At 73.0% G+C, this 13,484-nt stretch carries 14 protein-coding genes; 7 read left to right on the forward strand and 7 right to left on the reverse strand.

All coding sequences use genetic code 11. The annotated features are described in order from the left end of the window. Positions 1 to 5: 5 nt before the first annotated feature. From G6R20_RS18595 to G6R20_RS00805, 3 genes are all read right to left on the reverse strand, one after another. Positions 6 to 1,487 carry an LCP family protein gene (locus tag G6R20_RS18595; RefSeq protein WP_240341212.1) on the reverse strand — a complete coding sequence of 494 codons (1,482 nt, stop codon included), beginning with the start codon at positions 1,485 to 1,487 and terminating at the stop codon, positions 6 to 8. Between the two features lie 223 nt (positions 1,488 to 1,710). Beyond that, complete coding sequence (locus G6R20_RS00800; protein ID WP_240341213.1) at positions 1,711 to 2,592, reverse strand: CPBP family intramembrane glutamic endopeptidase; 882 nt, start codon at positions 2,590 to 2,592, stop codon at positions 1,711 to 1,713. Then, complete coding sequence (locus G6R20_RS00805; RefSeq protein ID WP_067714865.1) at positions 2,573 to 3,265, reverse strand: hypothetical protein; 693 nt, start codon at positions 3,263 to 3,265, stop codon at positions 2,573 to 2,575. The genes G6R20_RS00800 and G6R20_RS00805 overlap by 20 nt, the downstream gene beginning before the upstream one ends. Positions 3,266 to 3,332: 67 nt before the next feature. Between G6R20_RS00805 and G6R20_RS00810 the strand changes: the two genes are divergently transcribed. The 3 genes from G6R20_RS00810 to G6R20_RS00820 are packed head-to-tail and all read left to right on the forward strand — an operon-like array spanning position 3,333 to position 5,454. Next, entirely contained in the window at positions 3,333 to 3,872 is a 540-nt protein-coding gene (locus tag G6R20_RS00810) for a hypothetical protein (protein ID WP_163375309.1), read from the forward strand. 20 nt (positions 3,873 to 3,892) lie between these two features. Further along, a complete protein-coding gene (gene pheA / locus G6R20_RS00815) occupies positions 3,893 to 4,825 on the forward strand; it encodes a prephenate dehydratase (protein ID WP_163375311.1) in 933 nt (310 codons plus the stop codon). After that, positions 4,822 to 5,454, forward strand: a complete 633-nt coding sequence (locus G6R20_RS00820) for a histidine phosphatase family protein (RefSeq protein WP_163375313.1) — start codon at positions 4,822 to 4,824, stop codon at positions 5,452 to 5,454. The genes pheA and G6R20_RS00820 overlap by 4 nt, the downstream gene beginning before the upstream one ends. Positions 5,455 to 5,481: 27 nt before the next feature. Here the strand turns inward: G6R20_RS00820 and G6R20_RS00825 are convergent, their stop codons facing one another. Continuing rightward, positions 5,482 to 5,832 carry a metallopeptidase family protein gene (locus G6R20_RS00825; protein ID WP_067714854.1) on the reverse strand — a complete coding sequence of 117 codons (351 nt, stop codon included), beginning with the start codon at positions 5,830 to 5,832 and terminating at the stop codon, positions 5,482 to 5,484. Continuing rightward, positions 5,829 to 6,947, reverse strand: coding sequence for a septum formation family protein (locus G6R20_RS00830; RefSeq protein WP_240341214.1), 1,119 nt, complete (start codon positions 6,945 to 6,947; stop codon positions 5,829 to 5,831). Before G6R20_RS00830 ends, G6R20_RS00825 begins: the two co-directional genes overlap by 4 nt. Positions 6,948 to 6,994: 47 nt before the next feature. Between G6R20_RS00830 and G6R20_RS00835 the strand changes: the two genes are divergently transcribed. Next, positions 6,995 to 7,438, forward strand: coding sequence for an ankyrin repeat domain-containing protein (locus tag G6R20_RS00835; RefSeq protein ID WP_067714851.1), 444 nt, complete (start codon positions 6,995 to 6,997; stop codon positions 7,436 to 7,438). A gap of 60 nt (positions 7,439 to 7,498) precedes the next feature. Continuing rightward, on the forward strand, positions 7,499 to 8,761 hold the full coding sequence (gene serS / locus G6R20_RS00840) for a serine--tRNA ligase (protein WP_163375315.1): 1,263 nt from the start codon (positions 7,499 to 7,501) through the stop codon (positions 8,759 to 8,761). 30 nt (positions 8,762 to 8,791) lie between these two features. Here the strand turns inward: serS and G6R20_RS00845 are convergent, their stop codons facing one another. Next, complete coding sequence (locus tag G6R20_RS00845) at positions 8,792 to 9,307, reverse strand: PaaI family thioesterase (protein WP_067714847.1); 516 nt, start codon at positions 9,305 to 9,307, stop codon at positions 8,792 to 8,794. A gap of 62 nt (positions 9,308 to 9,369) precedes the next feature. On the opposite strand from G6R20_RS00845, the gene G6R20_RS00850 reads away from it, so the two are divergent. Together G6R20_RS00850 and G6R20_RS00855 are read left to right on the forward strand one after the other, a co-directional pair. After that, positions 9,370 to 10,191, forward strand: coding sequence for a lysophospholipid acyltransferase family protein (locus tag G6R20_RS00850; protein ID WP_067715100.1), 822 nt, complete (start codon positions 9,370 to 9,372; stop codon positions 10,189 to 10,191). After that, positions 10,188 to 11,021, forward strand: a complete 834-nt coding sequence (locus tag G6R20_RS00855; RefSeq protein ID WP_067714844.1) for an HAD family hydrolase — start codon at positions 10,188 to 10,190, stop codon at positions 11,019 to 11,021. Before G6R20_RS00850 ends, G6R20_RS00855 begins: the two co-directional genes overlap by 4 nt. 180 nt (positions 11,022 to 11,201) lie before the next feature. Here the strand turns inward: G6R20_RS00855 and G6R20_RS00860 are convergent, their stop codons facing one another. Beyond that, complete coding sequence (locus G6R20_RS00860) at positions 11,202 to 13,349, reverse strand: N-acetylmuramoyl-L-alanine amidase (protein WP_240341215.1); 2,148 nt, start codon at positions 13,347 to 13,349, stop codon at positions 11,202 to 11,204. Between the last annotated feature and the right edge of the window lie 135 nt (positions 13,350 to 13,484).

Raw genomic sequence — 13,484 nt, forward strand, 5'->3', positions numbered from 1 at the left:
GCCGCTCACGGCCCGGTGTCGAGGAACTCCGGTCCCGGGGTCCGCCCGGAGGCCACCGCGTCGAAGAACCCGGTCGTCGTGGGGCCCCACACGAGGTAGGAGCCCACGGACCCGGAGGCCATCCCGTCGTGGGGCGCGGTCACGGTGAGCGGGTCACCACTGAGTCGACGCATCACCATGGCGAGGTTCCAGATGTGGTCGCCGGTGTCCACGGTGACCGCCTCCGACGCTGAGTTCACCAGCGGCACGGCCGTGAACGGATTGAGCAGGTTCCCGGGCGAGAGCGTCTTGCGCATGAGCGCACCGAGGAACTGTCGCTGGTTGCGGACGCGCTGCAGGTCCTGCTCGGCGAAGCCGTAGCGGGTGCGCACGAAGCCCAGCGCCTGCGGGCCGGCGAGCGTCTGACACCCGGCGGCGAGGTCGAGTCCGGCGAGCGGGTCGTTGATCGGCTCGTCGAGGCAGATGTCCACGCCGCCGACCGCGTCGACGATCCCGGCGAAGCCACCGAATCCGATCTCCGCGTAGTGGTCGATCCGCACCCCGGACTGCTGTTCCAGGGTCTGCGCCAACAGGGGTGGACCGCCGAAGGTGTAGGCCGCGTTGAGCTTGTTCTCGCCGTAACCGGGGATGTCGACCAGCAGGTCACGGGGTAGGGAGATGAGCATCGTCCGGTCCCCGCCGCGGGGGGTGTAGACGAGCATCATCGTGTCGGTGCGCTTGCCGCCGGCGTCCGACTCGGACCCGGTCGACAACTGGGCCTGCTGCTCGGCGGTCAATCCCTCGCGGGAGTCGGTGCCCACCAGCAGGGTGACGGTGCCGGGCGTGTTGCCGCCTCGCCCCGGGTAGTCGGTCAGCGCGTCGATCCGCTGCAGTTTCGAATCCGCCCACAGCACGCTCACCACCCCGAGCGTGAGCACGACGACCAGCACCAGTCCGAGGATCCGCAGGGGCCCGATCCGGCGCCGCGGGGTGCGGCGGCTGCGGGGGCCGCGCGGCGTCCCCGCCGCCCCGCGCGGGGGGCGACGGTCGGGTCGCCGGCCGCGGCGGTCGACGGGCCTCCGGTAGGGGTCGCGCGAGCCGGCCCGTGCACCGGCGGGCTGCCGCGGGTCCCGGGGGTCGCGTCCGGCACGCGGGTCGCGGGGGTCGCGTCCGGCACGCGGGTCGCGGGGGTCGCGTCCGGCACGCGGGTCGCGGCGGTCCCGGGCGGCGTAGCGGGCCCGCTCCTCCGGGGACAGCGGCTCCGGTTGCTGGCGTGGCTGATAGCCGGTGCGACCCACCGGACGCTCGCGGCCCGCGTCTCGAGGGCCCGCGTCTCGAGGGCCCGCGTCGCGAGGGTCCCGCCGGGCGGCCCGGTCGCCCCGGTCGGGCCTGGCCGACGGGTCCCGCGGCGCGCCGGGGTCGGCGTAGCCACGGCGTTCGCGCGCGCGTCGCCGGAGCTCGGCGGCCTCCTCCGGGGTGAGGTGCCGGCGCCTGGAGTCGTCGGTCATGGGATCGGACTCTACTTGGCCGGTGCCGCGGTCGGCGGGTCCCACGGCCCCGGCGGGACACGCGTCACAACCGCGTGGGCCGCCCCGCTGTGCCGGGGTGCGCTGCCCCTATGTCCGCAATTCGGCCAGGTGCGCTGCCCGAATGGACCAATCGGGACGCGCAACCTGAAGCGGTACGGGGCGCGGAGCGGTGGCCGGGCGGTCACAGCGACGAGTCGGGCGGTCACAGCCACGACAGGTGCGGGGCGAGCAGCGCGTAGCCGAGGAACGCGACCACGTCGAGCAGCGTGTGCGCCAGCACGAGCGGCCACAGCCGGCGGGTCCGCATCCACCACAACGCGAACACCACACCCATCGCCAGGTTCCCGAGCCCGCCGCCGAACCCCTGGTAGAGGTGGTACGACCCGCGCAGCAGGGCGCTGGCCGCCAGGGCCAGTGCGGGCGGCACCCCCAGCTGGCGCAGCCGGATGAGCAGGTACCCCACCACGAGGATCTCCTCGGCGGCGCCGTTGCCGGCGGCGGACAGCACCAGCACGACGGGCCGCCACCACGTCTCGCCCAGGCCCGATGCCGACACCTGCAGATTAACGCCGGCGGCGACCGCGCCGAGGTACAACGCCAGCCCGGGGACGCCGATGACGGCGGTCAGCGCGAGCCCCCACGCGATCTGACGGCCCGGACGGTCGCGCACCAGCCCGACGGCCCGTGCGCCGAGCCCGGAATGCGCGAGCAGCACCAGCGGCAGCAGCGCCCACGCCAGCAGTCGCAGGACCCCGAGCGCCTGGTAGGCCAGGTCGAGCCACGGATGTTCCGAGCGTGAGACGTTGAGGGCGGCGGTCTGCTCCCCGAGGTCCGCCGGTGCGAGAAGCGCGGAGACCAGGTCGAGGACGGCGTAGGCGCCGGACAGGCCGAAGGTGACGGCCAGGACGACGACGAGCTCGGCCACCAGCAGCCGGCGGACACGGGGGTCGGTCACCGGGTCGAACCGAGCCGCATACCGGGCGAACGCCTCGCGGGGCGAGAGAGCCGCGCGGACCCGTCCCGCGCCGGAAGCCGGTGGCATCGACCCGCTCACCGCCACGCGGTCACTCGGGGAGCCGGACATGGTCGACGATCCGGTCCATCCACCGGACGCCGGGAGCGGACTGCTGCGCGGTGGTCACGTACGCCACCCACCACCGGCTGTCCTCGGAACCGAAGACAGCGGTGTAGACCAGGCCGCCGGAGTCCTGGTCGGGGATGCCGTCCGGGACCACCACGTAGGAGATCGCGGCGCCCGTCCCCGCCTCGTTGTCCACGGGGGCCATCCGTTGTTCGTCACGGGTCCCGGACACGCCCAGGACGTACAACTGGATGGTCTCCGCGAGCGCGGTGGCGGCCCCCTGGTCATCGGTGATCGCGGCGGCGGCGATCCCGGATTCCAGGGGCCCGGCGAGGATGCGGGTGTCCAGGGCCCGACCGGTGCCGACCGGCCGCAGCTGCACGCTGCCGAACTCCGGGTCGTCGATCACACGCCAGCCGACCGGCACCTGCAACTCGAGCCCGGAGCCCTCGTCGACGTAGTAGGTGCCGGCCAGGGTCGAGTCGCGGGGCAGCACCGATGCGGGGTTCGTGGCCACGGCGGCGACGAGCAACGCGGCCAGCAACCCCAGTGCCACGTGGACGGTGCGCGGCCCGCGCTTCTCCTCGGGCGTGAGGTGGGAGGCGTCCGGGGCGTCGTCCGGTGCGGGGGTGTAGTCGGCCGCGTACTCGGGCACGGGGGAGTCGTCGGTACCCATCGGGGAGAGCGTAGCAACGTGCGGGGTGTGGTCCTGAGGTCATCGCGCGGGGTGTAGACCTGAGGCCATGACGGTGTCGCTCGAACTGCTCGGTCGCGGTCCCTCCCGGCCGGATCTGCTGGACGACCTCGTGGTGGACGAGGCGTCGATGGTGTCGGCCCTGGCGCGGTGGTCGGCGCCCGCCCCGGTCGAGGTGGAACCCGCGGCCGCCACCGGCCTGCCCGCGCTCGACGCGGTGGCCGGGGTGCTCGCCGCGGGAACCCCCGCGGTCGTCGACGTGGCCCCCGGGCTGGCCGGCCCCGGGCCCGCCGCCGACCACCTCGCGGACCTGCTCGCCGTGGCCGCCCACTCCGGGGTGGGGTTCGGTTCCGGCCTGGTGCCCCGCTGCGCCGACGCCGACCAGGTGTGGGCCATTCTGGCCGGCGCCGTGGCCGCCATGACCGGGGCGGACGTCCGCGCGGCGCTCGCAGGACCGGACCCGGCCCGGATCCTGGGCCTGTCGAGGTCGGCCCGGGAGGCGATCCGCGACGTGGTCACGTGCGCCCTCGTGCCCGACGGGCGGGTCGACGCCGTCTCGGCGGACCTCGCGTCGGCCGACGGTCCCTGACGCTGGCTAGTCTTGTCGTCGTGGTCACCGTCGCCTACCTGGGCCCGCCCGGCACCTTCACCGATGCCGCCCTGCACCGACTGCGCGCAGACGCGCGCACCTCGGCGCTGCTCGCCGATGCCGAGGCGGTCCCCGCCGGCACCCCCGACGAGGCGTTGGCCATGGTCCGCGCCGGCACCGCCGACTACGCGTGCGTCCCGTTCGAGAACTCCGTCGACGGCACCGTCAACCCCACCAGCGACGCGCTCGCGGTGGGGGACCGGCTGCAGATCTTCGCCGAGACCGAACTCGACGTGGTGTTCTCCATCCTCGTGCGGCCCGGCACCGCCGCCGACGACGTCCGCGTCCTGCGGACCCACCCCGTCGCCGCGGCGCAGGTCCGCCGCTGGGTGGGGATGAACCTGCCCCGGGCCCACATCGAGACGACCTCCTCCACCGCCGCCGGCGCCGAGGAGGTCGCCGCCGGCACCGCCGACGCCACCGCCGCGCCCGGCCGGGCCGGCGAGATCAACGGTCTGGTCCCGCTCGCCGAGAACGTCGCCGACATCGGCGGGGCGCGCACCCGGTTCGTGCTGGTCGGACGGCCCGCCCCGCCACCGCCCCGGACCGGCAGCGACCGCACCTGCGTGATCTTCGGGCTGCCCCACGAGCCCAACTCGCTGGTCCAGGCGCTCACCGAACTGTCGATCCGCGACATCGACCTCACCCGCATCGGCTCCCGGCCCACCCGCGTCGAGCGGTTCACCTACCTGTTCCACGTCGACCTCGTCGGGCACATCGACGACCCCGCGGTGGCGGAGGCGCTCGTCGCGCTGCGTCACCGGACCGCCGACCTGCGCTACCTCGGGTCGTGGCCCGTCGCCGGCGGCGGTGAGGCCGGTGCGCCCCCACCGGACCGCGCCGAGGAGATCGACTGGCTCGACCGCCTGCGACGCGGGGAGGACGCGGGGTGAGCGCCCGCCTCCACCTGGTCCGCCACGGACAGACCCCGTCCAACGTCGCCGGCGCCCTGGACACCGCCCTGCCCGGCGCGCCGCTCACCGACCTCGGACGCGATCAGGCACGGCTGGTGGGCGGGGAGCTGGCCGGCTCGGGAATCAGGCCGTCCGTCGTTCTCAGCTCCGAGGCCGCCCGCGCCCGCGAGACCGCCGGGCTCATTGCCGGGGAGATGGGCCTGCCCACCCAGGCCGTGCCCGGCGTCCACGAGGTGCAGGCCGGCCGCTACGAGATGCAGACCGGTACCGAGGCGCTCCTGGCCTACAACCGGGTGGTGCGTGACTGGTTGGAACTCGGCGACCTCGACGCCCGGCTCCCCGACGGCGAGAGTGCCCTGGACGTGCAGGACCGGGCGATGCCGCTGATCACCGAGCTGCGCGAGTCCCATCTCGACAACGCCGTGGACGTGGTGTTGGTGGTGCATGGCACGCTCATGCGGATGCTCGCCGTGTTCGCCGGCGCCGTCCCCTCGCAGTGGGCGCTGGACAACCGGATCCCCAACTGCGGGGTCATCGAGCTCGCGCCGGATGGCGGCGGCTGGGCGTGCGAGCGGTGGGGCGACCACTTGGGGCGGCCGGGGTACTGACGGCGGCGGGCTCAGCCCCGATCGAGTTCAGCCCCAGCCGAGCGCGTGGAGCGTCTCCTCGTCGATCCCGAAGTGGTGCGCGATCTCGTGGATCACCGTCACCGCCACCTCGTGGACCAGCTCCTCCTCGGTGGAGCAGAACGCGCACAGTGCGCCCCGGTAGATCGTGATGGTGTCCGGGAGGAACCCCGAGTAGGTGGTGTCACGCTCGGTCAGCGCCACCCCCTCGTACAGGCCCAGCAGGTCGGGCTCGTCCGGGTGGCGGTCGGCGATGAGCACGACGACGTTGTCCATCGCCTCGAACAGCGCGTCGGGCACCGAGTCCAACGCGTCGTCCACCAGTTCCTCGAATCGCGTCTCGGTGACGCGGAGGCTCACGGCGTCCCGCCGGGCACCGGTACCGACACCGTGCCCTGGCCCGTGTCGGTCGGGGCTCCGGGGACGCCCCCCGGCGGCTGACCCGGCGGCGGGATCTGGGTGGTGGTGGGAGCGACCGGGGTGGCTCCGTCGACCAGCACGCCCTGGCGCGCCGATCCCCGGAGTACCGCGAACGGGCCGGGCTCCGCGGCCTTCATCAACCCGCAGTTGACGGTCCGGCTACCCGTCTGCCACGAGACCTCCGTGATCGGGTTGACCAGCGTCGAGATGAGGGTCGTCCGCCGCAGTGCCTCGGCGTCACCGAGGTAGGCGACACCGGCCTCCCGGCAGGCGTCGGCCGTGAGCTCGGACTGCTGTCGGGGGTCCGGCGGGACCGGCCCCTCCGGGAACACGGCGGAGACGTCCACGTCGGCGACGATCTCGATCGAGTGGTCCTCCGAACAGGGCGTGGTCGCGCCGGGCAGGCCCTCGTCGGTGAAGCCCAGACAGGTACCCGGCTCCCATCGGCGGTGCTGGTCTGCCTGGGCGAACGTGCCCGTCGACAGGGCGGAGCGTCCGTCGAGTTCGGCGGCGGCGACACCGCACAGCACGCTCCGGTCGCCCTTGTCCCAGCCCTCTTCGGAGGGCGGCACGACGAGCCCGGTGAAGCGGCCGCCGGGATCGACCTCGCGCCCGTCGGCGTACCGGGAGATCAGCGGGAGACAGCGCTCGGTCCCCACCGGCGCCAGCTCGGCACTGACCGGCAGCGGCGCACTCTCCCCGAAACCGGGGACCTCCGACAGGTCGATCCGGGCCGCCACCTCGAACCGGTGCGGTTCGGAGCAGTCCACCGTGTCGAACGAGGTGACGCGGTCCGCGGCGTCCAGCGACCAGGTCAGGCAGGTGCCCGGCGCGGCTTCGGCGTACGCGGGCCCGGACAGGGTGCGCGGGTCGACCTGCGGGACGACCGCCGCGATGCGTTCGGCGCGGGAGGAGTTGGGATCGTTGATCGCCGACGCCATGAGCGCACCGGTGACCGCCCCGCCGGACAGGATGGCGAGGAGGGAGGCCATGACCGCGCCCCGTGTGCGGAGCAGCGATCGACCACGGCGCGACGATCGGGTGGAAGTGGTCATCGCCTTCCATGATGCCGCAATCGTGCGGTCCCGATAGGATCCTCTGCATGAGCGGACAGAACCACGACGAGCCGGCCGGTGCGGACGGCGACGTGCGCTCGCCGCGGGACGGGGTGGACCCGGAGGTCCTCGAGTTCGCGCAGATGCTGTTCCAGCTGGCCCGCGACGGCGAGACCGAGCGGCTCGCGGCGTATGTCGACGCCGGGGTGAGCCCGGACCTCACCAACGAGCGGGGCGACGCCCTGCTGATGCTCGCCGCCTACAACGGGCACCCGGACACCGTCCGCGCCCTGCTCCAGCGCGGCGCCGAGGTGGACCGCGCCAACGACCGGGGCCAGACGCCGCTGGCGGGAGCGGTGTTCAAGGGGTACGGCGAGGTCGTCCGCGCGCTCTTCGAGGCCGGTGCGGACCCCTACGGCGGGACGCCCACCGCGGTCGACACCGCGCGGATGTTCGAGAAGGACGCCTTCCTCGAGTTGTTCGGCGTCTGATCCACCCGCGGTCACGGTCGCGGCTCGGGCCGGTCGGGTGGGGCCGCTAGGCTGAGGTGCGTGATCGATCTCAAGCTGCTCCGCGAGAACCCCGACGTCGTCCGCGACTCCCAGCGCACCCGTGGTGAGGATCCGTCGCTGGTCGACCAGCTCCTCACCGCCGACGAGGCCCGCAGGTCCTCGATCGCGGCCGCGGACGGTGCCCGCGCCGAGCAGAAGGCCCACGGCAAGAAGGTCGGCCAGGCCTCGCCCGACGAGCGGCCCGCGCTGCTCGAGGCCGCCGGCGCGCTGAAGCAGGCGGTCAAGGACGCCGAGGAGGCCGAGAAGACCGCCGCGGCGGAGGTCGAGCGACTCCAGCGGCTCCTGTCCAACGTCGTCGAGCAGGGCACGCCCGCCGGCGGCGAGGACGACTTCGTGGAGATCGAGCGCGTCGGCGAGATCCCGACCTTCGACTTCGAACCGAAGGACCACCTCGAGCTCGGCGAGAGCCTGGGGCTGCTCGACATGGAGCGCGGTGCCAAGGTCTCCGGCGCGCGCTTCTACTTCCTCACCGGCTACGGCGCACTGCTGCAGCTGGGCATGCTGCAGCTGGCGGCGCAGAAGGCCACCGCCAACGGCTTCACGATGATGATCCCGCCCGTCCTGGTGCGACCGGAGATCATGCAGGGCACCGGGTTCCTCGGCGCGCACGCCGACGAGGTCTACAAGCTCGACGCCGACGACCTCTACCTGGTCGGCACGTCCGAGGTCGCGCTCGCGGGGTACCACCAGGGCGAGATCCTCGACCTGTCGGACGGGCCGAAGCGGTACTGCGGTTGGTCCTCCTGCTTCCGCCGCGAGGCCGGGAGCCACGGCAAGGACACCCGCGGCATCATCCGCGTCCACCAGTTCGACAAGGTGGAGATGTTCTCGTGGTGCAAGCCCGAGGAGGCCCACGCCGAGCACAAGCGTCTACTGGGGTTCGAGAAGGAGATGCTCGAGGCGATGGGTCTGCCGTACCGCGTCATCGACATCGCGGGTGGCGATCTCGGTTCCTCGGCGGCCCGGAAGTACGACTGCGAGGCGTGGGTCCCCACCCAGGGCACCTATCGCGAGCTCACCTCGACCTCCAACTGCACGACGTTCCAGGCCCGCCGCCTGGGTGTGCGGTACCGCGATGACGAGGGTCGGACGCAGACCGCCGCCACCCTCAACGGCACCCTCGCCACGACGCGGTGGCTGGTGGCGATCCTCGAGAACCACCAGCAGGCCGACGGCTCCGTCGTGGTGCCGGAGGCGCTGCGGCCGTTCGTCGGCAAGGACGTGCTCGAGCCGATCCGCTGACCCCGGGCGCCTCGCGGGCCGCCGCCCGGGTCACGGGCGGAACAGCATCATCACGCCGCTCGCGCTGGCGCACGTGCGGCCGTCGGTGTCGGTGACCCGGACCTGCACCACGCACGTCGACCGGCCCGCGTGCTCGACCTCCGCGCGGATCGTGGCGGGCGTGCGCTCCAACCGGAGCGCCCGGATGTACCGCACGGTGAGGTCGAGGGTGCTGTAGCCGACGCCCTCCTCCACGACCGTCGCCGTCGCGTAGCCGAGCGCCGTGTCCACCCACCCGGAGACGATCCCGCCGTGGACCGTCCCGCCGTTGTTCAGTGCCCACTCCGCGGGCTCGGCCGTCATGGTCACCGCGCCCACCTCGGCCGCGGACAAGCGGACGCCGAGCGTGTGTGCGCCGGGGGAGAGGTGTCGCTCGCCGTCGATGATGAGGCGCAGTGCCTCCAGACCCGCGTGCGCGCCGGGCGCGGCAGCATCTGGCAGGGCCGGCCAGGAGTAGTGGCGGCTGCGTGCCACCGGGTCGACCGAATCGAAGGGGGCGTCATCCACCCCGCCGAACCTACCGGCAGGGGCGGGCACCCGTGTCGGTGCGGGCGGCTACGCTGGTGGCCGTGGAGCTGCTCTATACGGGGATCATCGGGTTCGCCCGCACAATGTTCAAGGTCCAGGGCCTGGACCTCACGATTCGCGGGGAGCGCAACTTCCCCGAGGTCGGTGGAGCGGTGGTGGTGATGAACCACACCGGATACCTCGACTTCGTCTACGGCGGCATCCCGGCGCGCGTGCACAAGCGGTTCATCCGCTACATGGCCAAGGTCGAGGTGTTCGACCACAAGGTGTCCGGGCCGATCATGCGCGAGCTCAAGCACATCCCCGTCGACCGGACGGCGGGCAAGGCGTCCTTCGACGAGGCCGTCGCCCGTCTCCGGGCCGGCGAGCTGGTCGGTGTGTTCCCCGAGGCCACCATCAGCCGCAGCTTCGAGGTCAAGGGCTTCAAGTCGGGTGCGGTGCGGATGGCACTGGCGGCCGACGTCCCCATCATCACCGTGACCCTGTGGGGATCGCAGCGGGTGTGGACCAAGGGCCTGCCCAAGAAGCTCCTGCGCCCCAAGGTGCCGATCATGATGGAGGTCGGCGAGCCGATGCGGGCCTACGAGCCCGTCGAAGAGTGCACCGAGGAGCTGCGCTCCCGCATCCAGGCCACCCTGGAGCGCCTCCAACAGGAGTACGCGGAGCGCTACGGCGCCTACCCGGCCGGCGCGAACTGGGTGCCCGCCCGCCTCGGTGGTTCCGCTCCCACGCTGGAGGAGGCCACCGCCCTGGACGAGGCCGAGCACGCGGAACGCATGCGTCGCCGTGCCCGGAATGCGGTCGACCCGGATGCCGGTGCCGGTGACGAGCCGGAGGGACCGGCGGGCCCGGACGCTCCGTGACCCGTTCCCGACCGCTGCTCGTCGCCTCCGACGTCGACGGGACCCTGATCGACAACGATCACCTCGTCCCGGCCGCGAACCGGGCCGTCGTGGCGGACCTCGTCTCGGACGGGGCCACGTTCGTCCTGGCCACCGGACGCCCGCCACGCTGGCTGCCCCAGGTGGTCGACCAGTTGCCCGTCGCGCCCCTGGCGGTCTGCGCCAACGGCGCCGTCATCATGGACACCGACAGTGGCGAGTTCCTGGCCACCAGTCTTCTCGATCCCGAAACGCTCGCCGCGATCGACGAGGTGCTGCGCAGGCTGCTGCCCGGCAGCGGGATCGCGGCCGAGCGCCTGGGCGCCGACGCCGCGGATGCCGATTTCGTGGCCAGCCCGGACTACGAACACGCCTGGATCCATCCCGCGCACCTCGAGGTGGGTCACGACGAGGTCCTCTCCGAGCCGGTGCTCAAACTGCTCGCCCGGGTCCCCGGTATGCCGAGCGCCGACATGGTGGCGGCACTGCGCGGGGAGGTGGACCACCTGGCGGATCTCACCTACTCGACCACCGACGGGCTGATCGAGTTCGCGGCCCGCGGTGTGACCAAGGCGAGTGGGCTGTCCCGGATCGCGGCGGGGACGGCGGCCGGCGCGGCCGTCCCGTCCGACGCGGTTCCGGTCACCGTCGCGTTCGGCGACATGCCCAACGATCTGGAGATGCTGCGCTGGGCCGATCACGGGGTCGCGATGGGCAACGCGATCCCCTCCGTGCACGCGGCCGCCGACGAGGTCACGCTCACCAACGACGAAGCCGGGATCGCGCACGTCCTACGGCGTTGGTGGGGCTGAGCGCCTGACCCGACCGGGGCCCTGTCGAAATGGGTCGAAATGGGATGCGGACCGGTCCCCACCACTTCCCCGGTGTGCACGCCGCCCCGGGTGGAGGAGGGGTGCACACCTGGTGGGACCCGGTCCGCACGATGTGGTCGGCCGGCGCGCGCCCGGTGATCGGGCGGCGCCGGCCGAGGATCAGGGGTTCGGTTCGACCGTGAGCTCCCGCGTCGCCGGGTCGTAGACCAGCGTGCCGCCGACGAACCGCTGGGCGACCGTTCCGTCGGCGCGCTCGGCCTCCGCGGAGACCGGCAGTCCGAGCGGACCGTGCTCGAAGCCCTGGGCGGCCCACGCGTCACCGATCACGCCCCACACGGGGTGCGTGCCCGTCTCGGGGGAGGAGTACAGCGCGCCGTTCTCGTGCTTGACCAGGGAGACGTCGCCGAAGCGCTGGACTCCGGACAGTGCCTTGCCGAGCGGGCCGGACAGCTTCTGGGCGAGGCCGGAGAAGTCGCGGCTGAGTAGGTTCTGCGCCGAGCCCGCGTCGAGGCCGATGGCGTCCTGCACCGACCCCGCGTCGAGCGGGATGTCCGACAGCGACTTGCCGCCGGTGAGGATCCGGGTCAGGGTCGCGGGATCGAGCTTGCCCCCGGTGAGGACTGTCCGCAATGCGGAGTTCACGGCCTCCTGGACGCTTCCCTGGGTGATGACCGACGGGAGATCCGCACTACCGGTGCCACCTCCCGTGCCACCGCCGCCACCGGTGCCACCGCCCGTGCCCGGGCTGGGGCTCGGCTGGGTCGGGGCCGGGGCGCCGCCCCCGCCGCTCTTGGCGTAGGAGGCCGCGATGTCGCGGATCTGGCCCATCTTGGCGTACCCGGAGTTGCCCGGGCAGGTGGTGAGGCCGACGTCGCGGTGGGCGAAGATGTTCGGCAGGCGCACGGCGGTGCCGTACGAGTACTTGGTGTACGAGGTGCCCTCGGAGTAGTGGGTGTCGGAGCCCTTGGGGTCGACGCCCGCGACCGACAGGCGCCAGCCGATGATCTCGCCGACCTTGCGGATCGTGGCGTCGGACGGGGAGACGGTCGAGTAGTCGCCCATCATCGAGATGCCCCAGGTGTTGCCGTTGAAGCCGCCGGCGTGGGCGCCCTGGACGTTGCGGCTGAGTCCTCCGTGGCGGCCCTCGAAGGCCTGGCCGTACTTGTCGACCAGCACGTTGTATCCGACGTCGCACCAGCCGAGCGTGCGTGCGTGGTACGTGTAGATGCCGCGCATGACGCTGGCCGACCCCTCGCGGGAGTAGTTGTTGCTGCCCGCCGTGTGGTGCACGACCGCCGCGGCGAGGGTGGGGTCGTAGCTCGCGCTGCGGCAGCGGATCGACTCGTCGGCGCCCCAGCCGGAGCGGGAGATGATCGACGGCTGCCTGGCCGCGATGTCCCCGTGCGTGCCGCTGCCGCCGGAGGCGGTGATGTCGGCGAACGCCTCGGGATCGGGCGTCGGGGTGTCGTCGGGGGAGAGTAGGACGGCCTTGACCGAGGCGGGTTCGATCGAGTCGGCGCTGCCCGAGCCGGCGTCGAGGCCCGAGGTCTCGGCGACGGGCTTGATGTCCGCGTACCGGGTCGGAACCGGCGGGGTACCGTCGGCGGCCGGCCGGGCCGGCTCGGACGTCGGGCCGGCGGGCGCGGCGGGAGCAGAGGTCCGGGGGGCGGCGGGTCCGGCCGCGCGGGTGGCCGCAACGTCCGCGTCAGCGGCGCCGGGATCAGCGGCGGGCGCGACGTCCTCGGCGGGCTCCGCGGGAGCCGGGGCGGCCTCGTCGTCGGGGACGGTGACCTCGGGCGCGTCGGCCAGCGAGGTGTCGGCGAGGTCGATCCCGGAGAGTGTGATCTGGACGGCGGTGGTGTCGGTCCCCAGGTAGACGGGCTCGGTGCCGCCGGTGCCGGTGACGCTCTCGCCCTTGCCGTCGGTGGACTCGGCCTCGTACCAGGGGCCCCACGTGCCGTCGGGGTTCTGGGCGCGCAGGGTGGCGACGGCGGCCGGGTTGTGACCCTTCCAGGTGACGCCAGCCATCGAGAACGGTGTGTCGGAGGTGACCTGGCGGACCGTGGTGCCTCCGGAGGCGATGTCGGTCTCCACGCCGACGGCCGGAGGTGCCTCGGCCAGCGGGACCTCGGTCTCGGCGGTGGGCAGGGCGCTGCCCGCGGTGGTGGCGATGTCGTCGCCGGACTGGACGACCTGGTCCGCCCCGTAGACGGCGAGGGGCGTGACGACGGACGCCGCGACCGCCACCGCCAGGGCGAGGGTCCGGCGTCGACCACTGACGTACAGGGGGCGGCGTCGTGTTCTCAAGGGCTTCTCCAGATCAGATGTCTGTGTCCCGAAGCTGCTCACCTGCGGGGCACAACTGCCCGGAGGCCGCACCGGAGCGCGACCACTGGGACGAATGTGACGAACGGGGTCAATGTTATCCAAGAAACTCGTGAA

The organism is Dietzia sp. Alg238-R159, from assembly GCF_900537145.1.
Lineage (GTDB): Bacteria > Actinomycetota > Actinomycetes > Mycobacteriales > Mycobacteriaceae > Dietzia > Dietzia kunjamensis.